Here is a 24,723-nt window from a genome sequence, read left to right as displayed (position 1 = left end):
CTCTCAGCTCACCAATCCGGTCATGACACCCACGGGCACGGCGATGAAGCCGAGCGTGAGCACCACGGCGAGTACGTTGCCTACGGTCTTCAGGACGCGGTCGCGGGTGCGGCTGCCGACCCCGAGGGTCTGCGCGGCGCTCCAGAACCCGTGCTGGATGTGGAAGCCGAGGGCGAGCATCGCGACGAGGTAGATGACGTTGCCGTACCAGGTCGAGAACGTGTCGATGATGTTCTGGTACGGGTGCAGGTGCTCGTAGCCGCCCGGGTGCACCGTGCCGGTCGTCAGGTCGAGGATGTGCCAGACGATGAACAGGCCGAGGATGATGCCGCCCCAGCGCATGGTGCGCGTGGCGTAGCTGGCCCGCGGCTTCTTGTGCACGTACTTGCTGGGGCGTGCCTTGATGTCCCGGCGGCTCAGCTGGTACGCGGAGGTGGCGTGCGCGACGACCGCGACGACCAGGACCACGCGTGCGATCCACAGGCCCCACTCGTAGTGCAGCACCGGGGAGCCCATGGTGCGCAGCCAGTGGGCGTAGTGGTTGATCTCGTCGGGGCCGAAGAAGATCTTGAGGTTGCCGATCATGTGGGCGACCAGGTAGAGCAGCATGACGAGGCCGCTCACCGCCATCACGGTCTTCTTGCCGACGGAGCTGTCCCAGATCGTGCGCGTCATGGACGGCCGTCGGTCCGTCCGCGTTGCCAGAGCCATGGGTCAAGACGCTAGGGCCCGAGGACCCGATCGGTCCAAGACATGGTCCACCTCATTTCCATAGGCTTTCTCTATCGAGGGAACTAGGATGGGGTTCATGCAGTTCCAGCAGCTCCAGTACTTCGTCGCGGTCGCGGAGACCCGGCACTTCACGCGCGCCGCCGAATTGGTGCATGTCGCGCAGCCCTCGCTGTCCCAGCAGATCCGGGCCCTGGAGCGCGAGCTGGGCGTCGATCTCTTCCTGCGGGCGCGGGGCAACATCTCGCTGACCGACGCCGGGGAGGCTCTGCTGCCGCTCGCCCGCCGGATCCTCGCCGACGCGGACACGGCGCGGCACGAGGTGCAGGAGCTGGCGCAGCTCAAGCGGGGCCGGGTGCGGCTCGGCGCGACGCCGTCGCTGTGCACGGGGCTGCTGCCGGACGTGCTGCGCGCCTTCCACGACCGCTACCCCGGCATCCAGCTGCTGATCGAGGAGGGCGGCTCCCACGACCTCGTGCGGGGACTCGCGCGCGGCGCCCTCGACCTCGCGCTCGTCGTGCTGCCGCTGCCGGCGCCCGCGCCCGCCCTGACGACGGTGGAGCTGCTGCGCGAGGAGCTGGTGGTGGTGTCGTCCCAGGACGCGGCGGCGCCGGGGCGGGGGCGGAAGTCCGTACGGATCTCCGACCTGGAGGGCGAGCGGCTCGTGATGTTCCGGCACGGGTACGACCTGCGGGAGCTGACGGTCGCGGCGTGCCGGGGCGAAGGGTTCGAGCCGGACTTCGCGGTGGAGGGCGGCGAGATGGACGCGGTGCTGGGGTTCGTGCGGGCGGGGCTCGGGGTGGCGGTGGTGCCGTGGATGGTGGCGCACCGGGCGGGGGCGGACCTGCGGGTGACACCGCTGGCGCGGCCGGGGCTCAGTCGCACGATCGCACTCGCGCACCGGTCGGACGTGGCGCCGCCACGCGCTGCGCGCGAGCTTCAGCGGATGCTTTTCGAGGGGCAGCCCAGCCCCTCCGGCGATTGAGGAGCGAGGTGCGGGGCAGCGCCACGGGGCTCCGCCCCGGGCCCCGATCCTCAATCGCCGGAGGGCTTTGAAGCCACCCGGACCACCCCGGTGATCGTGCCCTGGAGGTACGTGCCGTTCGGAGCGATCGTGCCCGCCATCTGGAGGCTGTCGTAGAGGGAGCCGATGCCGATCCGCTTGCTGCGGGTGACCTGGCCGGTCGCGGGGTCGATCTCGGCGTAGCGGTAGGGGTCGAGGAGGCCGGTGGAGTCGGTGCCGGGGAGCACCGGGTCGCGCAGCACCGTCCGCAGCAGGCCGTCGGCGGTGGACAGGCGGGGCACGGCGGCGGACCGCAGGGTGTTGTCCCAGACGAGGTCGCAGCCGGAGCCGTCGGCGCGTACGTCGACGCGGCTGAGCCCGCCCTTGAACGCGGCCGAGGACGGCACCGAGTCACCGGCGTCGGCGGGCACGGCCGGGTACGGGTAGCCGTACGTACTGGCCACGAAGACGCTGCGGCCCGCGCCGACCGGGGAGTTCTCGCTGCCGGAGCCGCCGGAGCGCAGGACCGGCACGGAGCACACGGAGGCGCCGGTGGCGGTGGCGTACACCTGGAGGGAAACGGTGGTGTCGGCGTTGTCGACGACGGTCACGTACTCGGTGCCGGTCCTCGGGCCGAAGAACGTCGGGGTGGAGCCGCTGCCCCAGCTCAGCTGGCCCGGCTTGCGGGCTTGGCCTCGGTCGTAGGCGCGGCGCCAGGTGATGTGCGGGGTGCCGTCACCGTCGGCGGTGAGCAGGTACGTGGCGTGGGTCGAGGTGACGGCGGTGCCCTGCGGCGCGGTGGAGATGCTGTTGGAGACACGCTCGCCGTCGGGCAGCGCGAGGGTCCGGACCGTACCGGTGCGGTCGTCCGCGGTGCCGACGAGGCCGCCGCCGGTGGCGAACCAGACACGGCCCGACCAGTCCGGGGACAGGCCGGTCACGGCGTCGTCCTCGGGGATCACGGAGGCCAGCGACAGGCTCTGGTCGACGGACAGGCGCCACTCCCCCGCGGCGTCGCGGTGGTGCCCGACGCGTAGCAGCGAACGGCTGCCGTCGACGACGGTGAGCCGGTCCCGGTCGTCGAGATACGCGTACACCCCGCCGAGCAACGAGCCCTTGGTGAGCGGGAGTTCGGCCAGCGAGGCACCGGTGTCGGGATCGAGCAGATGCACCGTGGGGACCTGCCCGAAGATCGGGGTGCACAGGGCCACCGGGTAGCCGTCGGAGCCGACGAGCACGGTCGGGCAGGCCGAGGCCAGCGCGGTGCGCTTCGCGCTGAGACTGCCCGCGCCGGGCCCGGCCAGCGGCGTCAGGTCGGAGGAACCGGTGTCGCCGTGCATGGTGGCGGTGCCGTCGGGACCGGCGTACGGATTGTGCGGCGGGGCCGGCAGGTACGAGGAGGCGGCCGCGGCGGACGGCACGCCGAGGGCGGAGGCGGCGAGCAGGGCGGCGGCGAGCAGCGCGGAAGCGCCCGCGGTTCTGCGGGAAGGCATGAGGTCTCCAGGGCGGGGAGCCGGAGTGGGACATCAGGGCGGGAGGAAGGAGCGCGACAAGGAGGTGCGGCGGTGCGGCGCGCGGGAATCAGCGCCGGGCGCCGAATGTCAGCTCGGGCGACAACAGGCACCGGCGACGCGCACGAGATCGACGTGCAGGCGTCGGGTGAGAGCGGGTCGCGGGTTCACGAGGGTGATCGAACCAGTCCGCTGAACCATCGTCAAGAGCCGATCCACGAGGCGGACTTGAGGTCTCCCGCACGGTCCGGTCTCCGGCGGCTACGGGTCGCGCCGCGTCAGGCAGTAGACGCCGCCCGCCGGGTCCCGCATGACGATCCAGGCCCTGCCCTCGCGGACGCGCCGCGCCCCCAGCCGCTCGTGCCGGACACGTACCGCGTCGGCGTCCGCGCAGGCCAGGTCGACGTGTGCCGACGGCGGGTCGGCCGTGTCGAGGCGCTGCAGCAGGAGCTGGACCGGGGCGGCCTTGAGGAGGCGGAACTCCGGGCTGCGGCAGGGGACTTCGGGCCAGCCGGTGAGCGCCGCCCAGAAGGCCACCTCCGCGTCGTACGCGGCCGGGGCCGTGTCGAGGCACAGCTGGTCCAGCCGGTTGGCCGGCTCGGTGGGTGTCGGGACCGTCCGCTCGCCCCGCCAGGTGTCCACGCAGAACCGGTGTCCGGCCGGTGAGCGCAGCACCTCCAGGCCCGGCTCCGCGTGCAGCGGGCTCGCGCCGAGCCGCCGGGCCCGCTCGCTCGTGGCCACCACGTCGTCCACCAGCAGGTCGAGGTGTGCGCCGCCGGGCCCGTCCGCGACACCCTGCACCTTCACGCAGGCGTCGCCCGTGTCCGGCAGCAGCGTGGCGAACTCGCCGCCCTCACCCCGGAGTTCGGAGACCCGCGTCCCTGTCGCACCCGCCCAGAAGGCGCACGCCGCGTCCAGGGCGGCGCGGGGCCGGTCGAGGAAGGCGTACGCCCAGCGGATCACCGGGTGCTCACCCCGTCGCGTCGGCGAGCGCCAGCTCGTGGAGGCGGTCCGGCGGGCCGGGGCGGGCGTAGTACCAGCCCTGGGCGGTGTCGCAGCCCAGGTGGCGGAGCTGCTCGGCCTGGGCGCCGGTCTCGACGCCCTCGACGGTGACGGAGAGGTCGAGGCTGTGGGCGAGGGAGACGATGCCCTCGACGATCTTCAGGTCGACGGGGTCGGCGGGGAACTGCTGCATGCCCTGCGTGAAGGACCGGTCCAGCTTGAGGACGTTCACCGGCAGACGGCGCAGGTTCGCGAGGTTCGAGTAACCGGTGCCGAAGTCGTCGAGGGCGATGTCGACGCCCATCTCGGAGAGGTTGCGCAGCGGCTTCAGAAGGTCGTCGTCCGCGCCGATCAGGGCCGACTCCGTCACCTCCAGGCACAGCGCGTCCGGTTCGAGGCCGAAGCGCTCCAGGATGTCGACGGTGTCCGCGACCAGGCCCGGGTGGGTCAGCTGCATCGGGGACAGGTTGACGTTGATGCGGAACGGGCCCGCTTCCTCGTACCGGTCCTGCCAGACCCGCGCCTGGCGGACCGATTCCTCGAGGACCCAGCGGCCGAGCGGCACGATCAGGCCGGTGTGTTCGGCGAGCGGGATGAACCGGTCGGGGCCGAGGACACCGTGCTGCGGGTGCAGCCAGCGGACCAGGGCCTCGGCGCCGCGCACGCTGCCGTCACCGAGGTGGACCAGCGGCTGGTACTCGATGAAGAACTCGCCGCGGTCGAGGGCCGCGGGCAGCGCCGTCGTCAGACCGTGCCGGGTGATGGCCCGCGCGTCGGCCTCGGGGTCGGCCACCTCGTAGCGGTTGCCGCCCGCCGACTTGGCCCGGTACATCGTGATGTCGGCGCTGCGCAGCACCTCGGCGGGGCTGCGCTCGGCGGCCGGGCCCTCGACGATGCCGACCGAGCCGCGCACGGTGAGTTCGCGGCCGTCGATGCGGATGGGGGTGGCCAGGGCGTGCATGATGCGCCCGGCCAGCTCGTCGACCTCGGCCTCGGTGTCGCGGCCGGTGGTCAGGGCCACGAACTCGTCGCCACCGAGCCGTGCCACCATCTCGCCGGGCGCGGTGGCGCAGGCCTGGAGGCGGTCGGCGACCTCGACGAGGAGCCGGTCACCGGCCGCGTGGCCGAGACTGTCGTTGATGGTCTTGAAGCCGTCGAGGTCGAGGTAGCACAGGCCGAAGCGCATCCCGTTGCCCGCGCTGAGCACCTTCTCCAGGCGCTCGAAGAACAGGGTGCGGTTGGGGAGTCCGGTGAGCGCGTCGTGCGTGGCCTCGTAGCGCAGCCGCAGGTTCAGCAGCCGGCGCTCGGTCACGTCCTCCATCAGCGCCAGCTGGTACTGCGGGGCACCGTCGGCGTCCCGCAGCAGTGACACCGTCAGGTTCGTCCACAGGGCGGTGCCGTCCGGGCGCGAGTACGCCTTCTCGACGCGGTAGTGCTCCCGCTGTCCCTGCACCAGCTCGCCGTACATGCGCCAGATGTTCGGGTCGTCGTCGGGGTGGGTCAGCTCGTGGGCCTTGCGGCTCAGCAGCTGCTGCCGGCTGCCGCCGAACATCCGCACCATCGTGTCGTTGACCTCGAGGATGGTGCCGTCGAGGTCCGCGATGCCGATGCCGATCGCGGCGCCGTGGAACACCGCGCGGAACTTGGCCTCGCTGGCGTGCAGCGCCTCGGCGACGGCGCTGCGGGCGTTGAGCGCGGCCCGCGATATGGCCTCCTGCTCGGTGCGGGTGCGCTCCCGCAGCGCGGCCGCGAAGCCGGCGGCCAGCGCGTGCTGGAGGCGGATGCAGCGGGACCGCAGCTCCGCCTGCCGCTCCGCGCCGCGCTCCGTCCCACCGCAGTGCGCGACGAGGTGTTCCTCCACCACGCCGAGGGTGTGGGTGAGCGCCTCGGGGTCGGTGCAGTGCGCCTCGACGAGGGCCGCTCCGACGGCCCGTACCGCGGCGCCGTCCAGGCTCGGCGCGGTGAGCGCGGCACGCAGCCCGCGGACGAGCGGCACGAGTTCGTCCTCGAACTCGTGCCGGGTCAGGGAGGTCGCCGTGACCGGGAAGATGGCCCGGCTCCAGAGCACGGCGAACCCGCGCACTCTGTCTGATGCAGCAGTCACGCCTTGCGCCCCACTCCCACATAGCCCGCGAAGGTGTACGGGTCCGCGTCCTGGATGTCCTGCGGTGCGTTGTCAGGCCGCCACACCGGCATCGCCACAATGCCCGGTTCGACCACGTCGTACCCCTTGAAGAACCGTTTGATCTCGTCCTTGTTCCGCATAATCAGCGGATTGCGGACGTCGTTGCGATAGACGTCGGCCATGCCGTCCGCCCGTTCCGTCGCTATGGGCATGCCCTCATTGGTGGCATGTGTCACGACCAGCAGGCTTCCGGGGGCCAGCGCCCTACTGAGTTCGGCCACGGCCCCGTACGGGTCGTCGGCCTCCTCGACGAAGTGCAGGACGGCGACGAGGAGGAGGGCCACCGGCCGCTCCAGGTCGAGCAGTTCACCGACTTCGGGGCTCTGAAGGATCTCCCGCGGCCTGCGCAGATCCGCCGCCACCACACCGGCTCCCGGCACGCCCTCCAGGACCGCCCTGCTGTGCGCGACGGCCACCGGGTCGTGGTCGACGTAGACCACGCGCGCTCCGGGGCTCGCCCGCTGGGCCACCTCGTGGACATTGCCGAACGTCGGTATGCCGGAACCTATGTCGAGGAACTGCGTGATGCCGAGCCCCGCGGCGTACCGCACGGCCCGGCGCATGAACGCCCGGTTCGCCTGCATGATCTTCGGCAGCCCCGGCAGGAACTCCATCGCCTTGCGCGCCGCCTCCCGGTCGACCTCGAAGTTGTGCGAACCGCCCAGGTAGAAGTCGTAAATACGGGACACACTGGGCACCGAGATGTCGATGCCCTGAGGGGCCCAGGCGGGTCGCTGCATCAAGGTCTCCATGGCGTAGGGGAGCCGGTGTTCGAGCAGAGGCTACTGATCCACCGCCAAAGGAGCGAGTCAAAACGGAAATTGACCGTCCGTTCCCGGTCACTGCCTCCGTCACGTGCCAATCGGCAACGATCCGAAACCATCCCGAAACCTTCTCTTTCCACGACGAAAAGAACCGGCCCGCTCCCTTCACACGGCCTGAGCTGGCCATGCGGGGAACGGACCGGCAACGCGCCAATTCCGTTGACGACTCTACTGTGAGGCCCTTGCCGAACGCACTGGACCCCGAACGGTTGTTACTTGGGAGCGCCTACCGGCTTTCCATCCGGAGCCGCCGCGTACCACGTACCGCCGACGCCCTGTCCGTTCGTGTCACCTGGCTCTTTGTCACCGGCGAAGGTGTAGACGGGCCAGCAGTTCAGGGTCTGCTGCTTCGTTCCGTCGGACCTCGTGAAGGTCATGTAGCCCTTCAGTGGAATATTCTGTGTGTCGTTCTTCGCAACCGGAGCGACCGCCGGCCACTTCTCGGCACAGGCACCGACACAGTTCGACTTGATGGGCCACGCCGAGTCCTTGAGGAAGCGGTAGACGGTCATGCCGTTCTTGTCGACGACGATCTCGCCGAGCTTCGGATCCTTGCGCGTGGACAGGCCCTTGAGGTCGGCCGGCTGGGCCCCCGCCTCCTCCTCGGCCTTCTGGTTCGCCTTCTTGCCGTCGGGGGCCGCGGCCCACCACGTGCCGCCCACGCCCTGGCCCTTGGCGTCCCCGGCCTTCTTGTCCTCCGCGTAGTGGTACATGGGCCAGCCGTCGACGGTCAGCTGCTTCGTGCCGTCGGCGGCGGTGACCTCGCCGAGCAGCGAGTCGTCCACGCCCGGCGCGGCCTTGGCGCCGCTCGCCGGCACGGCGGGCCACATCTTCAGGCAGGCCGCGTCGCAGTTCGACTTGGGCGGCTGCGCGGTGTCCTTGTCGAAGCGGTACAGGGTCATGCCGTCGCTGTCGGTCAGCACCTTGCCGAGTTCCGCGCTGTCCCACGAGGCGAGTTGACCCGCGGACTTCGCCTTGGCCGCGCTCTTCTCGGAGCCGTCCGACGAGCCGTAGCCGTCGGAGGACCCGTAACCGCCGTCGGCCGGGGCCGCGTTGCCCACGTTCTGACCGGCCGCGGACTGGTCGCCCTGATCCTGACCGCACGCCGTCGTCAGCGCCAGCAGGGCCGCAGCTGTCGCTACGAGCGAGGCGCTCCGCCAGGAGGTCTTCATCTCAACTCCCGCACAATGCTTGGGTGTTGTGCGGGCCCGAGCGGTCCGCACATGGCCCTAGGTACGGGTGGCGGTGACGCCTGTGTTCAATGCGGGGCAAGATTTCTTCCGCTGAGGCGGGTGGGGCCCGACGGCGGGCCGGGGCGCACGGGGCGCACGCCCGGTGATCACCGGCGCACGGCGGCAAACGCGGATGCTCCCGCACCCCACGTTCGGATCATTCCCTGCCCGACCCGGCGTGCCGGGCCCCGCGGGCGCTCAGGATCTTCGTCGTGCATCGAACCAAGCGCCCGACCTCCGCCCTGGCCACCCGTGTCGTCGCGGTGGTCGCCACGGCCTGGCTGTGCGGCGCCCCGAGCGCGGCCGCCGCCCCGGCGCCGCTCCTCGCCCCGGCCGACAGCTGCGCGTACGCCTCCGTGGACGGCGGCGCGTCGGGCGACGCGGTGGCGGTCGCGGGCAGCGGCGTCACCTGCACCGCGGGCCCCACCACTCCCCCGCCGAAACCGCCGAAGCCCACGCCCAAGCCGCCGCCTCCCAAGCCGGCACCGCCGCCTCCGCCTCCGCCTCCTCCACCGCCCCCACCACCACCGACACCCACGCCCACCCCCACACCGCCGCCTCCACCGCCGCCCGCGCCCGCGCCGCCCCCGAAACCGGAGCCGAAGCCGAAGCCGACACCGACGCGCACCGAGCGCCCGTCCCCCACCCCGAAGGCCGTGCACTACCCGGCCTACCGCCCCACCGCGCACCGCGCCCCGCCGCGCGGCGGCCCGTCCCTGGTCACGCTCACCCTGCTCATCACCGCGCCCGCGGTGCTCGCGGTCGCCGCGCTGCGTCCCCGCTGAGGCCGTTGTGGCCGCCGAGTCCGCTGAACCTGCTGAATTTGTTGAATCCTTGTGGAGCTGTCGATGTCGGAATGGCTTGTTCTCGCCCTCGCGATGCTCGCGGTATGCGGTGTCGTCCTCGTCGTACAGGTGCTCCAGCAGCGCAGAATCGGCGATGACGACGACCCGTCCGAGACCCCGGACGTCATCGAGTACATGACGATGATGATCGGCGTGGTCTACGCGATCGTCCTCGGTCTCGCCATCGCCGGCGTCTGGGAGGCGCGCAACGCGGCCGAGGACCACGTCCGCAACGAGGCGCAGGCGCTGCACGAGGTCCACGAACGCGTCCGCGTCTACCCGGCCGACGTCCGCGACGGGATTCGCGCGGATGTCGACAGGTATGTCAGCCATGTCGTGACGACCGAGTGGGAGTCGATGCGCACGCACAGCGAACTGACACCCAAGGGCGACGCGCTGCTGGCGAAGGTGCGCGAGGACGTCACCGACTTCGAACCGAAGAACGACTTCCAGGCGCAGGCCTACCAACCGCTCCTCGACCACGTGACGGCCGCCGACGAGGCGCGGGGCGCGCGGGCGGACTCGGCGGGGGCCACGATGCCGGGCGTCGTCTGGTTCGGCCTGATCATCGGCGCGCTGGTGACCATCGGCATGATCTTCGCGCTCCAGATCCGGCGCACCCCCCGCGAACTGCTCCTCGCCGGGCTCTTCTCGTCCCTGATCGCGTTCCTGCTCTTCCTCATCTGGGACTTCGACGCGCCCTACAGCCGCGGTGTCGCGGCCACGGCGGAACCGTTCCTGGCGCTGTTCCCCGGAGCCCAGTGACCGCGCGGGGCTGCGCTCCGCCCCGGCGCGCAGCACTCTGTGACACATGACCCGATGGCACGCCCCGATCGTCGTCCACCCGCCCGCCCCGGCGGGTGGCCGGCATGTCTCCGTACGCGGCCAGGCGCTCGGCCTGGCCCACAGCGACGCGGATCTCACCGCGCTGCTGCGTCGCGCCGGGTTCGGCGAGGCCGACCTGACGCTCGACGACCCGCACCTCGTGGAGTGGCGCGGCGCGGGCCCGCACGTATGGCACGGCACGGGGCCGGGAGGGCGCAGCCACGGCCCGGGGGTCGCCTGACCGGCCCACATGTGTGCCCCGTTCGCACGACAGGGATCGCGGCCGTCCGGGGCCGTCCTTAGCGTTTCGGGCATCGAGGTGCCTGTCCCCAACGCGCGGAACCGGTCCGCTGCTGCTCCTCGTGGACCCCGGAGGAACCCCTATGCACGCGATACGTGCCGCATCCGCCGCCGCGCTCTCGCTCACCGCCCTGACGCTCACCGCGCCCTCGGCGCACGCCGACGACTCCTTCCGGCCGAGCATCTCCCCCACCACGATCGCCGCGGGCGGCGAGGTGACGCTGTCGGCCTCGGGCTGTTCCGGGGACACGAGAGTGTCGGCCGGGATCTTCGACTCCGTCACGATGCACAAGGGCGACGGCCCACGCAGCGTCCCGGTCGACTGGGACGCGAAACAGGGCGCCGCCTACACGGTGACGTTCACCTGTGACGGCGGCCAGCCCCGCAGGGTCGATCTCACCATCGCCACCGGCCGCCCCGACTCCCCCTCGCCCAGCCCCGTCCCCCAGGGCGTGAAGGCGGGCATCGGCGGCAGCGCCGGCGGGCTGGACGTGCGGGAGGTCGCCCTCGGCGGCGCGCTCATCGCGGGCGCGCTCGGCACCGCGTACGTCGTGGCCCGCCGCCGTACGGCGAGCCGCGGGGCCTGAACCGCCGCCCGCACACCTGCCGGTGCCCCGTGGACCACGTGGTCCACGGGGCACCGGCGGGTACGGCCACGGCTCGTACGGCTACGGCTGGGCCGTGCGGCCGCCGGACCGGCCGCGGAACCAGAGTACGGCGCCGCCCACCAGCGCCGTGGTGATCAGCACCGAGCCGACCACCATGTCGGTGGGGCTCGCGCCGGGCGCGGCCGCTCCGCCGACGCCGCCGCGCACTCCGCCGTGGACGACGGTGAAGGCGGCGGGTCTGGTGAGGCTCGCCCCCTGGCAGTGGACGGTGACGTCGTGCGCGCCCGGTCCTGCGTCGTCGCGCACGGTGGTGGTCGCTCCGGCCCGCTCGCCGCCCGCGTTCAGCAGGCGCACGGTGCCGAAGGCGTCGGACGTGGCGGTGGAGCCCGACTGGCACTTGGTGCCGTCCACGGTGACGGTGACCCGGCCGCCGCGCGGCACGAGCTTCTGGGCGGCCTTCAGGTGCGCCGGGTCGGTCCAGGCGGTCGCCGCGGGGGCGGCGAGCGCGAGGGCCGAGGCGGCGAGGGCGGACACGGCGAGAGCACGGATCGTGCGGCGCATGGAATTCCTCCGTGAAAGACGGTCCCCGCTATTCGGTTGCGGGGAATTTCGGTGGGCGCGTCCTGCGGACACGCCCTCGGCTGCCTTGTTCGGGAACGCATTTCGGTAATGCGCCGACCGGTGTGCGCAGAGGGCGGCCATTTCGCGCGGAAGCCACCCGTTCGCGCTCGTCCCGTCGCCCGGCGTTCGGGCCCGACTTAGCGTTCCCCCATGTCCAACCGGCCTTTCGGGGATGAGGAACAGCCGAGAAAGCGTGCCCCTTGGGGGGTGCTCGCGCTGGTCCTGCTCACCGGTCTCGCACTCGTCCGCAACGGGTCGGGCGCACTCGACGAGGGTCCGCCGCAGCCCGCGTCGGCCGCAGCCGCCGACCGCCGCGAACCGGCGCCGGCGCGGGACGCGGGCCCCCGACCGTTGCCGTTCTCGCCGGTCGAGCGGGTGCGGATCCCGGCGATCCGGGTCGACGCCCCGGCCACCGAGGTCGGCCTGGATGCCGACGGCTGGGTGGACGCGCCGCCGCCGAAGGAGCCGAACCTGGCGGGCTGGTTCACGGGCGCGGCCTCGCCCGGCGAACGCGGCACCGCGGTCGTCGTCGGCCACGTCGACAACGCGCGCGGCCCCGCCGTCTTCTACGGTCTGGGTTCGCTGCGCAGGGGCCACCACGTGGAGATCCGCCGCGCGGACGGCCGGACGGCCGTCTTCCGGGTCTACGGAGTGGAGGTCTACCCGAAGTCGGGTTTTCCCGGCCGGAAGGTCTACCGCTCGGGCGCGACGCCGGAGTTGCGGCTCATCACCTGCGGCGGCCGCTTTTCGCGGCGGGACGGGTACGAGGCGAATGTCGTGGCGTTCGCCCGGCTGGTGTCGACGCGCTGAGGTCATGTCAGACGCCGGTGGGGCGCGGAACCGTCAGGCGGTATCCGGCGTCGATGAGGCGCGGCAGGTAGTCGCGCACCGCGGTGAGGGTCTGTGAGCGGTCGCCGCCCGCGTCGTGGTTGAGCACGATGACACCGGGTGCCGCTCCCTCGACCACGCGGGAGATCACCGTCGGGGCGCCGGGGTTGTCCCAGTCGAGCGAGTCCACGGTCCAGGCGAGGGGCTCCATGCCGAGTTCGGTGCCCACCTCGAAGACGTTCCGGTTCCACGCTCCGTAGGGCGCCCGGAACCAGCGGGGCGGTTCGCCGACGGTGCGCTCGACGAGGTCACTGGTGCGTTCGATCTCGGCGCGGATCCGCGCCCGGTCCAGCTTGAGCAGCAGCGGGTGCGTCCAGGTGTGGTTGCCGATGACGTGTCCGGCGTCGGCCATCCTGCGCAGCAGGTCGGGGCTCTGCCGCGCCCTGCCGCCGCACACGAGGAACGTCGCGCGCACGTCGTGCGCGCGCAGGATCCGCAGGATCTCGGGCGTGTACGCGGGGTCGGGTCCGTCGTCGAAGGTGAGCGCCATGGCGCGGTCGCCGGGCGCGGTGTCCAGGCGCAGGACAGGTGCCTCGCGGACCGTCAGTCCGGTCGGCCGCGGGCCGTGGCCGGTCAGCGGGCGCAGCCGGTACGCGGACGGTTCGCGTACGGGACGGGCGGCCCCGCCCGCCGGCGGCGCGGTGGCGGTCGGCTCCGCGCCGGCGCAGCCGGTGAGCGCGGCCAGGGCGACGGCGGTGGCGCCGCGCAGCATCGCGCGCCGCCCCGGGGGCTCCTGATGGTTTGTCATGTTAGATGCGTGACACGGCGCGCGGGCGTCGCACCCGGAACCACCGGATGGGACGCGGGAAAGCACCTGATCGGCGGCTTCTCGGTTAACCTCTGCCGCGTGACCGAAGAGCAGCCCCATCAGTTCGAACGTGGCACCGACGGACCGAAAGTGATCGTCGTGGGTGTCGACGGCTCCGATTCCTCGTTCCGCGCGGCGGCCTACGCCGGGGGCCTCGCCCGTCGGCAGCGCGCCCTGCTGGCCGTCGTCTACGTGCAGCCCGTGATGACGGGCGGCGCCGCGCTGGGGGTGCCCGTCGCCGAGACGACCGACGAGATCGCGGAGGGCCTCATCCAGGAGATCCGGGCGTCGGCCGCGCGCGTGAAGGACATATACGACGTGCGCTGGGAGTTCCACACCTTCCGCGGCGACCCGTTCAACGGCCTGGTCACGGCCGCCGACGAGTTGAAGGCGGACGCGGTCGTGGTCGGCGCCTCCGAGCAGGCCGGTCACCGCATCGTCGGCTCGGTCGCGGTGCGTCTGGTGAAGGCGGGGCGCTGGCCGGTCACGGTCGTCCCGTAGGGCTCAGTGGGTGGCTCACCGGCGCTGCTGTCTTCCTTCGCCGTCGCCCCGGGGGCATCATGATCGGCCGTCAGCCGTCGTCGCAGCAGCGAAGAGGTGAGGTCCCCCATGACCGTCCCCCCGAAGATCTCAAGAGGGCAGGGCGTGCTGCGCCGCAAGCCCATCGAGCAGATCGACGACACGGAGTCCGGCGGTAAGCTCACCCGCTCGCTCGGCCTGTGGCAGCTCACCGCGATCGGTGTCGGCGGCATCATCGGCGCGGGCATCTTCACCCTCGCCGGCACCGTCGCCAACGGCACGGCGGGTCCGGCGGTCCTCGTCTCGTTCCTCATCGCGGGCGTCGCGAGCGCCGCGGCCGCCCTGTCGTACGCGGAGTTCGCCGGGCTCATCCCGAAGGCCGGGTCCGCCTACACGTACGGCTACGCGGTGCTCGGGGAGCTGGCCGGCTGGTTCATCGGCTGGGACCTGCTCCTGGAGTACACGGCGATCGTCGCGGTCGTCGCGATCGGCATCTCCGGCTACTTCAGTTTCCTGCTCGGCGAGATGGGTCTCGACCTGCCGAGTTGGATGCTGGGCGCGCCGGGCACGGGCGGCGGCCACAAGGTCGACCTGTTCGCCGCCGTGCTCTGTCTGCTCATCGCGTGGCTGCTCAACATGGGCATGAAGAACGCGGCCCGCTTCGAGACCTTCGTGGTCGTCCTCAAGGTCCTCGTCGTGCTGCTCGTCATCGGCGTCGGCGTCTTCCACATCAACTCGGACAACTACACGCCGTTCTTCCCGTTCGGCGTCGGCGGCGCGTTCACGGGCGCGGCCACCGTCTTCTTCGCGGTCTTCGGCTACGACGCGATGTCGACGGCGGCCGAGGAGTCGAAGGACGCGCAGCGGCACATGCCGAAGGCGATCATCTACTCCCTGGCGATCTCGATGGTCCTGTACGTGCTCGCCTGCCTGGTCCTGACCGGGATGCAGAACTACAAGGACATCGACCCGGAGAGCGGCTTCTCGACGGCGTTCAAGTCGGTGGGGCTGAGCGGGCTCGCGGACGTGATCGCGGTGGGCGCGATCATCGGCATCCTCACCGTGATGTTCACGTTCATGCTGGGTGTCACGCGCGTGTGGTTCTCGATGTCGCGCGACGGGCTGCTGCCCAAGTGGTTCGCGAAGACCCACCCGACGCGGCACGTGCCGACGCGTGTGACGTGGATCGTCGGTGTCTGCTCCGCCGCCATCGCGGGGTTCCTGCCGATCGGCGAGGCGGCCGAACTCACCAACATCGGCATCCTGCTGGCGTTCGTGGTGGTGTGCGTCGCGGTCATCGTGCTCCGCTACCGGCAGCCGGAGCTGCCGCGCACGTTCCGCACGCCCGCCATGCCGTTCGTGCCCGCCCTCGGCATCGTCTTCTCGATCTGGCTGATCACGTTCCTCCAGTGGCAGACGTGGGTGCGGTTCGCCGTGTGGTTCCTGATCGGTCTGGTCATCTACTTCGGCTACTCGTACCGCAAGTCCGAACTGGCCCGTACCTCCGACTGATCCGGCCGCTGCCGCCGCCCGTCCCGCTCACCGCACCGCTCGTCGACGGCTTGGACCCGCCCGCCGCAGATCCCCGCGCGGCCCCTGGGCGGGCCGGGCGGGCTGGGTTGCCATACGGCCATGACGACGGCGCTCAGGACACGCACGACGACGGAGGAGCACCTCGCCCAGGTCCAGCGGGAGCACGGCGGGCCGCTGTTCTCGTTCCTGCTGCGCCTGTGCGACGGTGACGCGGGGCGCGCGGAGGACCTCGTCCAGGAGACGTACGTACGCGCCTGGCAGCATCCGGAGGCCCTCGACTCGGAGTACGAGTCGGTGCGGCCCTGGCTGTTCACGGTCGGGCGGCGGCTCGCCATCGACGCCCGCAGGGCGCGCCTCGCGCGGCCCCCGGAGGTGGGCGGCACGGTCCTGGAGAACGCCCGGGTGTGCGCGGACCACGCGGAGCGCTCTGCGGCCGCGCTCGACGTGCGGGAGGCCGTGGCGACACTCAGCCCCGACCACCGGGCCGTGCTCCTGGAGGTCTACTTCAAGGGCGCGAGTGTGGCGGAGGCCGCACGCGCGCTCGGCATTCCCCCGGGTACCGTGAAGTCCCGTGCGTACTACGCGTTGCGGGCGTTGCGGCGGGTCCTTCCGGGGTACGCGCCCGACCTGCGGTGAAACCGGGGGCCGGGTCAAGCATTGGCAAAGCGCCTTGCTCCGCACCCCCAATCCTCGGTTGAGTAATCCGCTGTCCTCCCCGGTGAGTCGAGACGGGTGGGTCCGGGGGCCGGCGAAGCGCACGGACCGGAGGAAGGCGGGAAGCGATGCGGTACGGGAGCGATGAGGGCACGGACGGCGTGCCCGGACCCGAGGGCGGACCGGGCGGCGGCCTCGTCGTCCCCATGGCGTGGTTGTACGCGGAGTACATCGCGGACGAGCTGTTGCGGACGGGCGACCTGATGCCGCCGACGTCCTTCGAGTTCAAGGCGGGGCGCGACGCGCTCGCCCTGACGATCTATCTGTCCGACGCGGGCGACGAGCTGTCCGGGATCCGCGTCGTGTCGCAGCTGGAGACCTGGCTGTCGCTCACGGCGTACGACCAGCCGTGGCAGTCGTGGGTGCGCGACCGGTTCGCGGAGCGCCTCGACCTGGACGCGGGCGCGCGGCGGCCCTCCCCGGACCTGCTGCTCGCGGAGGCCGCGTGGAGATGGCTGGAGGAGACCGAGCTGCTCGCCCCCGACCTCGACGCGGTGCCCGTGCCGGACGAGGAGGACGGGCCCCAGGTGTGGACGCCCGCGTGGCAACTGGGCTTACCGCTGGGCCACTTGGCGATCTCCCTGTTCTAGAAGCTCCCTGTTCCAGAAGCTCTCTGTTCCGGAAGCTCCCTGTTCCGGAAGCTCCCTGTTCCGGAAGCGCGGACCGCTACGGCGCGTACACGCCCGCCCGGTACTTCGGGATCCGGATCGTGATCTTCATGCCCGCACCCTCCGCGGTCTCGATCACCAGGCCGTACGCGTCGCCGAAGACCTGGCGGAGCCGTTCGTCGACGTTCGACAGGCCGATGCCGCGGCCCTGGCCGCCCTCGCCGCGCAGGATCGCACGGAGCTCGGCGGGGTTCATGCCGACGCCGTCGTCCTCGATGACGACCTCGGCCTCGGCGCCCGCGTCGGTGGCGCCGATGGAGATGCGGCTGCGGGTGACGGCGCCCTCCAGGCCGTGCTTGACCGCGTTCTCGACGAGCGGTTGCAGGCACAGGAACGGCAGGGTGACCGGGAGGACCTCCGGGGCGATCTGGAGCGTCACGGAGAGCCGGTCACCGAAGCGGGCGCGCACCAGCGCCAAGTACTGGTCGATGGAGTGGAGTTCGTCGGCGAGCGTGGTGAAGTCGCCGTGGCGGCGGAACGAGTAGCGGGTGAAGTCGGCGAATTCCAGCAGGAGTTCACGGGCCCGCTCGGGGTCGGTGCGGACGAACGAGGCGATCGCCGCCAGCGAGTTGAAGATGAAGTGCGGCGATATCTGCGCGCGCAGCGCCTTGATCTCCGCCTCGATCAGGCGGGTGCGGGAGCGGTCCAGTTCGGCGAGTTCGAGCTGGACGGAGACCCAGCGGGCGACCTCGTCGGTGGCGCGGGCCAGCACCGCGGACTCGCGGGCGGCGTAGGCGACGACGGCGCCGAGCACCCGGCCGTCCGCGACCACCGGCGCGGCCACGGCCCACCGCTGCGCACAGTCGTCGTCCGGGCACCCGCAGCCGAACGCGGCGCTGCGGCCGCCCGCGAGGACCGGGGCGACCTGCTCCATCACCTGGCCGGTGTGGGCGTGTTCGGCCGCGCCGTCCCAGGCGAGGACCGTGGAGCGGTTGGTGACGGCGAGGGCGTCGGTGCCGAGGAGCGTGCGCAGGCGGCGCGCGGACTTGCGGGCGGTGTCCTCGGTGAGGCCCGCGCGCAGGGCCGGGGCGGCGAGGGAGGCGGTGTGGAGGGTCTCGAAGGTGGCGCGCTCGACGGGCGTCCCGACGTCGCTGCGTCCCTCGGGGTGGGCGCTGCGCCGCCCCAGCAGGTACCCGGCGCCGAGCAGGAGGGGGCACAGGGCGATGAGGACGGCGGTGACCGTGCCGCTCACGGGGCGCCTCCGGCCGTCGGGGGCCGGTGCCGGGCGGCGGCGGAGGGCGGCCCGTCGGACTGCTGCGGCCCGCGGTCGCGCAGCGCCCCCGACCACAGCGCCTCCGGGAGGTGCAGCCGCGTCATCGTCGCCGTCGTGTGCGGCGGGATCGCGTCCCGTGTCGCCAGCGAGACCAGGATCATCGCCAGGAAACCGACCGGCACCGACCAGACGGCCGGCCAGGCGAGCAGGGTGTGCAGCCAGCCGGAGGTGACCGTCCCGGCCACGGTCAGCGCCACCGCGACCAGGGCCGAGCCGCCGCCGAGGAAGAGGCCCGCGAGGGCGCCCGGCGGGGTGAGGCCGCGCCACCAGATGCCGAGGATCAGCAGCGGGCAGAACGAGGACGCCGACACCGCGAACGCCATGCCCACCGCGTCCGCGACCGGCACCCCGTCCACCAGGAGCGCCCCGCCGAGCGGAACGGCGATGGCGAGGAGCACGGCGAGCCTGAAGTGCCGTACGCCGCGCGCCTGGAGGACGTCCTGGCTGACGACTCCGGCCACCGCCATCGTCAGCCCCGACGCGGTGGACAGGAACGCCGCGAACGCGCCGCCCGCGACCAGCGCCCCGAGCAGGTCGCCCGCCACCCCGTCGAAGACCCTGCCCGGCAGCAGCAGGACGGTGGCGTCGGCGTCCTGGGTGGCGATGAGTTCGGGCGCGTAGAGGCGGCCGAGCCAGCCGTACACGGGCGGCAGCAGGTAGAAGAGGCCGATCAGGGCGAGGACGACGACCGTGGTGCGGCGGGCGGCGCGGCCGTTGGGGCTGGTGTAGAAGCGGACGACGACGTGCGGCAGGCCCATCGTGCCGAGGAACGTGGCCATGATCAGGCCGTACGTGGCGTAGAGCGGGTGGTCGGCGCGGCTGGTGGCGAGCGGCTGGCCCGCGCCGACCCCGGCGGACGGCGGGTCGAAGGACGTGGCCTCGGGCGGCGGGGCGCCCGTGCCGTGCCAGGTCAGAAGGAGGAAGAACGCCGGGACCAGGAGGGCCGTCAGCTTGAGCCAGTACTGGAAGGCCTGCACGAACGTGATCGAGCGCATGCCGCCCGCCGCCACCGCGAGCACGACGACCGCGGCGACGAGCGTCCCGCCGAACCAGCGGGGCGCGCCGGTGAGGATCTGCAACGTCAGCCCCGCGCCCTGGAGTTGGGGCAGCAGGTACAGCCAGCCCGCACCGACCACGAACAGGCTGACCACGCGCCGCACCTGGCGGGACTCCAGGCGCCCCTCGGCGAAGTCGGGCAGCGTGTACGCGCCGGAGCGGCGCAGCGGGGCGGCGACGAAGACCAGGAGGACCAGGTAGCCCGCCGTGTAGCCGACGGGGTACCAGAGCATGTCCGGGCCGTGGATGAGGAGCAGTCCCGCGATGCCGAGGAAGGAGGCCGCCGACAGGTACTCGCCGCTGATCGCCGCCGCGTTGAGGCGCGGGCCGACCGTGCGCGACGCCACGTAGAAGTCGGACGTCGTGCGGGAGACGCGCAGGCCGAAGCCGCCGATGAGGACGGTGGCGAGGACGACGGCGGCCACCGCGGGGATCGCGTACGCCTCGTTCACGGTGTGCCGTGGTCGAAGGGGCGGCCGCGGACCAGGTCGGCGAAGTCGCGTTCGTTGCGCTCGGCGCGGCGCACGTACCACCAGGCGATCAGGACGAGGAAGGGGTAGCAGCCGAAGCCGAGGACGAGCCACTGCACGGGGGCGGCGCGCAGGGCGCCGAAGAACAGGGGCAGGGCGGTGACGGGGACGGCGAGGAGCATGAACGCGGTGATGCCGGCGCGGAGTTGGCTGCGCATGAGGGAGCGGACGTAGGCGGCGCCGAGGGTGGTCTGTTCGTCGATCTCCCACTGGGTGCGCAGGCCTGCCGGGCCGGGGTGGCGGCGGGGTTCGCCGGTCACGGTCTCGCGTTGCGGGTGATCGGGCACGGGCGGAGTTTAGGCAGGTGGGGGTGGTTCGGGGAAGGGGTGGTTCGGGGCGGGAGGTGGGTTGCGGTTCCACGGGGGTGCGGTTGCGGGGCTCCGCCCCGGGCCCCGCTGCTCAATCGCCGCAGGGGCTTGAAATGCGCTGCCGCCGACAGGCACGGGACGCAAGGGCTTGAAATGCGCTGGCGCCGACAGGCACGGGCCGCAGGGGCTTGATGTGCGGCACCGCCCGCAGGGAAGCGCACGGTTACGGTCTGCGCATCAGGAGTTCGCGGACGCGGCTGGCGTGGCGGCGGCTGACGGCTATTTCGGAGTCGCCGACCCGGACGGTCATTCCGGCGCCGTCGAGGCGGAGTTCGTCGATGCGGTGCAGGGCGACCAGGTGGCTGCGGTGGACGCGGACGAAGCCGAGTTCCTGCCAGCGCTCCTCCAGGGTGGTCAGCGGTATGCGCACCAGGTGGCTGGCGCCGTCCTCGGTGTGCAGGCGCGCGTAGTCGCCCTGCGCCTCGGCGTAGGTGATGTCGGAGACGGCGACGAGCCGGGTGACGCCGCCGAGTTCGACGGGGATGCGGTCGGCGACGGTGGCGGGCGGCGCGGCGGAGGCGGCGCGTTCGGCGACCCGGCGCACGGCCTCGGAGAGGCGTTCGCGGCGCACCGGCTTGAGCACGTAGTCGACGGCCTTCAGGTCGAAGGCCTTGACCGCGAAGTCCTCGTGGGCGGTGACGAAGACGACGAGCGGGGGCCGGGCGAAGCCGGCCAGGAGGCGGGCGACGTCGAGGCCGGAGAGGCCCGCCATCTGGATGTCGAGGAACAGGACGTCGATCGCGCCGTCCCCGCCGTCGAGGGCGCGGCCGATGCGGCGCAGCGCCTCGTTGGCGTCGGTGGCGCCCTCGGCGCTGCGGACGCGCGGGTCGGCCCGCAGGAGGTACAGGAGTTCGGCGAGGGCGGGTTCCTCGTCGTCGACGGCCAGTACGCGCAGCATGCGGCGGAGTGTAATCGCGCGGTCGCTTGAATGAATCAGCCGCCTCCTGCGTACCGGTGGGCGACAGACGGAGGAAGGCATGTGGTCCGTGGAACGGCATCGCGACGTAGGCGCCTACGCGCTGGGGGTTCTCGACCCCGCGGAACGCTTCCGCTTCGAGGATCATCTGCCCGAGTGCGCCGCGTGCTCGGCGCTGGTCGGTGAACTGGCGGCCACGACCGGCGCGTTGGCCCTCTACGCGCGGGCGACACCGCCGTGCGTGGAGGCGTGCGCGCGTCCGGCGCCCTCGCTACTGGACCGTGCCGTGGACCGGCTGGGCGCGGTGCACCGCCGGATGCGGCGCCGACGGTGGGGTGCGGCCGTCGCGGCGGTGCTGGTGCTCGCGGCGGCGGGGCAGGGGTTCGCGCTGCTCACCGGGGGCGGCGCCGGTGCCGGGCACACCGCGACCCTGCGGGGGCACGACGCCGGGACGGGGGTGGCGGCGACCGTGACGGCGGACGACCGGGACTGGGGCACGCAGGTCGGCCTCGACATCCGTGACTCGGGCGGCCCCCGGGTGTGCGAGCTGGTCGCGGTCGGCCGGGACGGTTCGGAGCAGACGGTGGCGACGTGGGCGGTGCGCGGGGACGAGGTGGCGCTGGACGGCGGCGTCGCGGAGCGGCCCGCGGACCTCGCGCGGTTCGAGGTGCGGGCGGAGGGCGGGGAGCCGCTGCTGACGCTTCCCCTGCGGTGACCCGCTGCGCTACTTGAGCAGTCGGGACATCCGCCGGTCGGCGAGCGGCTTCCCGCCCGTCTGGCACGTCGGGCAGTACTGCAACGCACTGTCGCTGAAGGAGACCTCGCGGATCGTGTCGCCGCACACGGGGCACGCCTCACCGGCCCGCCCGTGCACCCGCAGCCCGCTCTTCTTCTCCGCCTTGAGCCGCCCGGCGGCGACGCCCCGGGAGCGCTCCACGGCTCCGGTGAGCGTCGTCCGCATCGCCTCGTACAGCGTGTGCACGTCGTCGGCGCTCAGCCGGGACGTCGGTTTGAACGGAGACATGCGGGCCACGTGCAGGATCTCGTCGCTGTAGGCGTTGCCGATCCCGGCGATGAGCGACTGGTCGCGCAGGGCGCCCTTGATCTGCCGCCGCTCCCCCTCCAGGAGGCGCGCGAGGGCGGCCTCGTCGAAGTCCTCGGCGAGCGGGTCCGGGCCGAGGCGGGCGACGCCGGGTACGTCGCCGGGGTCGCGGACCACGTAGACGGCGAGCTTCTTCGTCGTGCCGGCCTCGGTGAGGTCGAAGCCCGCGCCGGTCTCCAGCGCGACCCGCAGGGCGAGCGGTCCCTTGCCGGGCTTGGGCGGGCCGTCGGGGAGGCGGTCCTTCCACTGGAGCCAGCCCGCGCGCGCCAGATGGGTGACGAGGTGGGGGCCGTCCTGGGTCGCCACGTCGAGGAACTTGCCGTGCCGCGCCACGCCCGTGACGGTCCGGCCCTCCAGGGCGGTGAGCGGGGGGTCGTACGTCTTGAGGACGCTCACGGCGACCGGCAGGACACGCACGACGTCGTGTCCCACCAGGTGCTCGGTGAGGAAGTCCTTGAGCGCTTCGACCTCGGGGAGCTCCGGCATGCCGTCCAGCCTCTCACTCGCGCGCGGGCACCACGAATTCACACCACACGCACTTGCCGACGCCGCGCGCCTCCACGCCCCACAGGTCGGCGAGCCGGTCGACGAGGAGCAGGCCGCGCCCGGAGACGCCCTCCTCGCCGGCCTCCCGGCGGCGCGGCAGGGCGCTGGAGGTGTCCTCCACGTCGACCCTGAGTCTTCGGTCGGCGCCGGTGAGGACGCGCAGGGTCACGATGGCGGGGCCTTCGGTGTGCATCAGCGCGTTGGTGATCATCTCGTCGGCGACGAGTTCGACCTCGTCGGCGCACTCGGTCGCGCCCCAGGCGCGGACGGCGTGCCGGATCATGTGCCGGGCGGCGCGCAGCGCCTCGGGGTCGCCGGGTGGTACGTGCTCGGTGAGCCGGCCGCCGCTGTGCACGGCGCCCGCGGCGCGGCGGCGCAGGAGCAGCAGCGCCACGTCGTCCTCGGCGTCGCGTTCCTCGACGGAGGCGACGAGCCGGTCCGCGAGCAGGTCGAGGTCGTCGGGGCCGGTGCCGATGAGCGCGGTGAGGGCCTGGAGGCCGTCGTCGAGGTCGGTGCCGGGCTGCTCGACGAGGCCGTCGGTGCACAGCAGCAGCGTCTGTCCGGGGTCGAGTTCCGCGGTGGTGACCGGGTAGTCGAGGCGGCCGAACTCGGCGGACAGGCCGAGCGGGAGGCCGCCCTCGACCGGGAGCCTGCGGCAGGTCCCGTCGGGCAGGCGCAGCAGCGGGTCGAGGTGCCCGGCCCGGACGAGCTGGACGACGCCGGTCGTCAGGTCGGCCTCCGCGTACAGGCAGGTCGCGAAGCGGTCGGTGTCGAGTTCGTGCAGGAAGGAGGAGGCGCGGGCCATGACGGTGGCGGGGGTGTGGCCCTCGGCGGCGTAGGCGCACACCACGATGCGCAGCTGGCCCATGACGGCGGCGGCGTGCGTGTCGTGGCCCTGGACGTCGCCGATGACCGCGCCGACCCGGCCGCCGGGCAGCCGGATCACGTCGTACCAGTCGCCGCCGATGTCCCGGCCGACGGACGCCGAGCTGTAGCGGACGGCGATGTCGGCGCCGTACACGTCGGGGATGGTGCGCGGCAGCATGGCCTGCTGGAGGCCCTGCGCGAGGTCCTTCTCCTGCTCGTAGAACATGGCGCGCTGGAGGCTCTGGGCGATGCCGCTGCCGAGGGCGACGAGGACGTTGCGCTCGGACTCGGTGAAGCCCTGGCGGTCGTGGAAGAGCAGGCCGACCACGCCGATGGGCTTGGCCTGCGCGATGAGCGGCAGGTAGGCGGCCGAGGTGATCTTCATGTGGGCGATCCGCGGCCACAGCTCGGGGTAGTGCGTGGCGAACTCCTGCGGCGACTCGATGAAGCGGGGCTGGAGGGTGCGCACGGCCTCGCTCATCGGGTACGGGTCGTCGACGCGGGTGGCGTGGATGCCCGGCACGAAGGCACCTTGAGGTCCTTCGGCGACGAGGTGGATGCGCCCGGCCCGCACGAGGCCCATGACGAAGCTGGTGGCGCCGCGGTGGTCGACGCCGTGGGTGTCGCGCAGCACGTCGATGACGTCCTGGACGGTGCGGGCGTGCGCGAGCGCGGCCGTGGTGTGCTGCACGACGCTGGTGTCGCCGCGCCGCAGGGCCCGGCGGGCCTCGCGTTCGGCGTGCACGGTGGCGTCGTTCAGCTCGTCGGTGGCGTCGCGGACGATGCCCACGATGCGGCGCGGCCGGCCGTGCTCGTCGCGGCGGATGTAGCCGCGCGTGTGGGTCCAGCGCATGTCGCCCGTGCGGGTGCGGATGCGGAAGTACGTGCCGTAGGTCTCCTCGCCGCACTTCAGGGCCCGGGTCACGATGCTGTCGAGCCGCCCGCCCTCGCTGACCGGGACGCGCCGGGCGAGGGTCTCCGGGCGGTCGTCGTACTCCTCGGGGAGCAGGTCGAAGACCTCGTGGGCCTGGGCGTCCATCGCCATCAGACCGGTGTCGAGGTCCCAGTCGAAGCTGCCCATGCGCAGGCCCCGCCCGTACGCCTCCAGAAATCCGCGTGAGGAGTCCTCCGGGCTCTCCCCGCCTGGGGCGAACCCGGACTCCTCGCCACCCCCGTTGCCCGCGCCCATGGGGCCCACGCTAGGCCGAGCCCCCGGCGCCCGCACGTCGTGACCTCGGCGGAGCGCCGGG

At 72.6% G+C, this 24,723-nt stretch carries 26 protein-coding genes; 11 read left to right on the top strand and 15 right to left on the bottom strand.

Going from position 1 to position 24,723, the window contains the following annotated elements:
- Window positions 1–3: 3 nt before the first annotated feature.
- The gene (locus tag ACYBSK_RS16070) at window positions 4–711 is read right to left on the bottom strand and encodes a succinate dehydrogenase (protein WP_460246566.1); all 708 of its coding nucleotides are present in this window, start codon (window positions 709–711) and stop codon (window positions 4–6) included.
- A gap of 97 nt (window positions 712–808) precedes the next feature.
- On the opposite strand from ACYBSK_RS16070, the gene ACYBSK_RS16065 reads away from it, so the two are divergent.
- On the top strand, window positions 809–1,714 hold the full coding sequence (locus ACYBSK_RS16065; RefSeq protein ID WP_457477766.1) for a LysR family transcriptional regulator: 906 nt from the start codon (window positions 809–811) through the stop codon (window positions 1,712–1,714).
- A gap of 50 nt (window positions 1,715–1,764) precedes the next feature.
- Here ACYBSK_RS16065 and ACYBSK_RS16060 read toward each other — a convergent pair whose 3' ends face one another.
- The 6 genes from ACYBSK_RS16060 to ACYBSK_RS16035 form a co-directional block, all read right to left on the bottom strand.
- Entirely contained in the window at window positions 1,765–3,225 is a 1,461-nt protein-coding gene (locus ACYBSK_RS16060; RefSeq protein WP_460246565.1) for a hypothetical protein, read from the bottom strand.
- 108 nt (window positions 3,226–3,333) lie between these two features.
- Window positions 3,334–3,444, bottom strand: coding sequence for a putative leader peptide (locus ACYBSK_RS16055; protein ID WP_457477764.1), 111 nt, complete (start codon window positions 3,442–3,444; stop codon window positions 3,334–3,336).
- A gap of 60 nt (window positions 3,445–3,504) precedes the next feature.
- On the bottom strand, window positions 3,505–4,206 hold the full coding sequence (locus ACYBSK_RS16050) for a VOC family protein (protein WP_460246564.1): 702 nt from the start codon (window positions 4,204–4,206) through the stop codon (window positions 3,505–3,507).
- Between the two features lie 7 nt (window positions 4,207–4,213).
- Complete coding sequence (locus ACYBSK_RS16045; RefSeq protein ID WP_460246563.1) at window positions 4,214–6,349, bottom strand: putative bifunctional diguanylate cyclase/phosphodiesterase; 2,136 nt, start codon at window positions 6,347–6,349, stop codon at window positions 4,214–4,216.
- Window positions 6,346–7,170, bottom strand: coding sequence for an SAM-dependent methyltransferase (locus ACYBSK_RS16040; protein ID WP_457477761.1), 825 nt, complete (start codon window positions 7,168–7,170; stop codon window positions 6,346–6,348). Before ACYBSK_RS16040 ends, ACYBSK_RS16045 begins: the two co-directional genes overlap by 4 nt.
- Window positions 7,171–7,466: 296 nt before the next feature.
- The gene (locus tag ACYBSK_RS16035; protein WP_460246562.1) at window positions 7,467–8,426 is read right to left on the bottom strand and encodes an SCO0930 family lipoprotein; all 960 of its coding nucleotides are present in this window, start codon (window positions 8,424–8,426) and stop codon (window positions 7,467–7,469) included.
- Between the two features lie 272 nt (window positions 8,427–8,698).
- On the opposite strand from ACYBSK_RS16035, the gene ACYBSK_RS16030 reads away from it, so the two are divergent.
- From ACYBSK_RS16030 to ACYBSK_RS16015, 4 genes are all read left to right on the top strand, one after another.
- Window positions 8,699–9,271, top strand: coding sequence for a hypothetical protein (locus tag ACYBSK_RS16030; RefSeq protein WP_457477759.1), 573 nt, complete (start codon window positions 8,699–8,701; stop codon window positions 9,269–9,271).
- Between the two features lie 63 nt (window positions 9,272–9,334).
- On the top strand, window positions 9,335–10,096 hold the full coding sequence (locus tag ACYBSK_RS16025) for a bestrophin-like domain (RefSeq protein WP_460246561.1): 762 nt from the start codon (window positions 9,335–9,337) through the stop codon (window positions 10,094–10,096).
- A gap of 46 nt (window positions 10,097–10,142) precedes the next feature.
- On the top strand, window positions 10,143–10,397 hold the full coding sequence (locus ACYBSK_RS16020; protein WP_457477757.1) for a hypothetical protein: 255 nt from the start codon (window positions 10,143–10,145) through the stop codon (window positions 10,395–10,397).
- 142 nt (window positions 10,398–10,539) lie between these two features.
- Window positions 10,540–11,043, top strand: a complete 504-nt coding sequence (locus ACYBSK_RS16015) for a hypothetical protein (protein WP_457477756.1) — start codon at window positions 10,540–10,542, stop codon at window positions 11,041–11,043.
- An 81-nt stretch (window positions 11,044–11,124) separates the two neighbouring features.
- Here the strand turns inward: ACYBSK_RS16015 and ACYBSK_RS16010 are convergent, their stop codons facing one another.
- On the bottom strand, window positions 11,125–11,625 hold the full coding sequence (locus ACYBSK_RS16010) for a hypothetical protein (RefSeq protein ID WP_460246560.1): 501 nt from the start codon (window positions 11,623–11,625) through the stop codon (window positions 11,125–11,127).
- 210 nt (window positions 11,626–11,835) lie between these two features.
- Here ACYBSK_RS16010 and ACYBSK_RS16005 point away from each other — a divergent pair, with 210 nt between their 5' ends.
- On the top strand, window positions 11,836–12,495 hold the full coding sequence (locus ACYBSK_RS16005; protein ID WP_457477754.1) for a class F sortase: 660 nt from the start codon (window positions 11,836–11,838) through the stop codon (window positions 12,493–12,495).
- A gap of 7 nt (window positions 12,496–12,502) precedes the next feature.
- Here ACYBSK_RS16005 and ACYBSK_RS16000 read toward each other — a convergent pair whose 3' ends face one another.
- Window positions 12,503–13,321, bottom strand: coding sequence for a polysaccharide deacetylase family protein (locus ACYBSK_RS16000; RefSeq protein ID WP_457477753.1), 819 nt, complete (start codon window positions 13,319–13,321; stop codon window positions 12,503–12,505).
- 99 nt (window positions 13,322–13,420) lie between these two features.
- Here ACYBSK_RS16000 and ACYBSK_RS15995 point away from each other — a divergent pair, with 99 nt between their 5' ends.
- The 4 genes from ACYBSK_RS15995 (at window position 13,421) to ACYBSK_RS15980 (ending at window position 16,737) form a co-directional block, all read left to right on the top strand.
- Entirely contained in the window at window positions 13,421–13,882 is a 462-nt protein-coding gene (locus ACYBSK_RS15995) for a universal stress protein (protein WP_356380601.1), read from the top strand.
- A 108-nt stretch (window positions 13,883–13,990) separates the two neighbouring features.
- On the top strand, window positions 13,991–15,412 hold the full coding sequence (locus ACYBSK_RS15990; RefSeq protein WP_460246559.1) for an amino acid permease: 1,422 nt from the start codon (window positions 13,991–13,993) through the stop codon (window positions 15,410–15,412).
- Between the two features lie 120 nt (window positions 15,413–15,532).
- Window positions 15,533–16,069 (top strand): sigma-70 family RNA polymerase sigma factor, encoded by a 537-nt coding sequence (locus ACYBSK_RS15985; RefSeq protein ID WP_457477751.1) that lies wholly within the window; start codon window positions 15,533–15,535, stop codon window positions 16,067–16,069.
- Window positions 16,070–16,215: 146 nt separating this feature from the next.
- Window positions 16,216–16,737, top strand: coding sequence for a hypothetical protein (locus ACYBSK_RS15980; RefSeq protein ID WP_457477750.1), 522 nt, complete (start codon window positions 16,216–16,218; stop codon window positions 16,735–16,737).
- A gap of 76 nt (window positions 16,738–16,813) precedes the next feature.
- Here ACYBSK_RS15980 and ACYBSK_RS15975 read toward each other — a convergent pair whose 3' ends face one another.
- From ACYBSK_RS15975 to ACYBSK_RS15960, 4 genes are all read right to left on the bottom strand, one after another.
- Window positions 16,814–18,007, bottom strand: a complete 1,194-nt coding sequence (locus ACYBSK_RS15975; protein ID WP_457477749.1) for a sensor histidine kinase — start codon at window positions 18,005–18,007, stop codon at window positions 16,814–16,816.
- Window positions 18,004–19,596, bottom strand: a complete 1,593-nt coding sequence (locus tag ACYBSK_RS15970) for a sodium/solute symporter (protein WP_460246558.1) — start codon at window positions 19,594–19,596, stop codon at window positions 18,004–18,006. The genes ACYBSK_RS15975 and ACYBSK_RS15970 overlap by 4 nt, the downstream gene beginning before the upstream one ends.
- Window positions 19,593–19,934, bottom strand: coding sequence for a DUF485 domain-containing protein (locus ACYBSK_RS15965; RefSeq protein ID WP_457481761.1), 342 nt, complete (start codon window positions 19,932–19,934; stop codon window positions 19,593–19,595). Before ACYBSK_RS15965 ends, ACYBSK_RS15970 begins: the two co-directional genes overlap by 4 nt.
- 271 nt (window positions 19,935–20,205) lie before the next feature.
- Entirely contained in the window at window positions 20,206–20,940 is a 735-nt protein-coding gene (locus ACYBSK_RS15960) for a LytR/AlgR family response regulator transcription factor (protein WP_457477747.1), read from the bottom strand.
- Window positions 20,941–21,019: 79 nt separating this feature from the next.
- On the opposite strand from ACYBSK_RS15960, the gene ACYBSK_RS15955 reads away from it, so the two are divergent.
- Window positions 21,020–21,673 carry a zf-HC2 domain-containing protein gene (locus ACYBSK_RS15955; protein ID WP_460246557.1) on the top strand — a complete coding sequence of 218 codons (654 nt, stop codon included), beginning with the start codon at window positions 21,020–21,022 and terminating at the stop codon, window positions 21,671–21,673.
- A 9-nt stretch (window positions 21,674–21,682) separates the two neighbouring features.
- Here ACYBSK_RS15955 and ACYBSK_RS15950 read toward each other — a convergent pair whose 3' ends face one another.
- Together ACYBSK_RS15950 and ACYBSK_RS15945 are read right to left on the bottom strand one after the other, a co-directional pair.
- Window positions 21,683–22,546 (bottom strand): Fpg/Nei family DNA glycosylase, encoded by an 864-nt coding sequence (locus tag ACYBSK_RS15950; RefSeq protein WP_460246556.1) that lies wholly within the window; start codon window positions 22,544–22,546, stop codon window positions 21,683–21,685.
- Window positions 22,547–22,559: 13 nt separating this feature from the next.
- Complete coding sequence (locus ACYBSK_RS15945; protein WP_457477744.1) at window positions 22,560–24,662, bottom strand: SpoIIE family protein phosphatase; 2,103 nt, start codon at window positions 24,660–24,662, stop codon at window positions 22,560–22,562.
- Window positions 24,663–24,723 lie beyond the last annotated feature (61 nt).

This window comes from Streptomyces sp. BYX5S, from assembly GCF_054724165.1.
The sequence above is the reverse complement of the archived record's forward strand: the minus strand, read 5'-3'. Positions and strand labels throughout refer to the sequence as shown.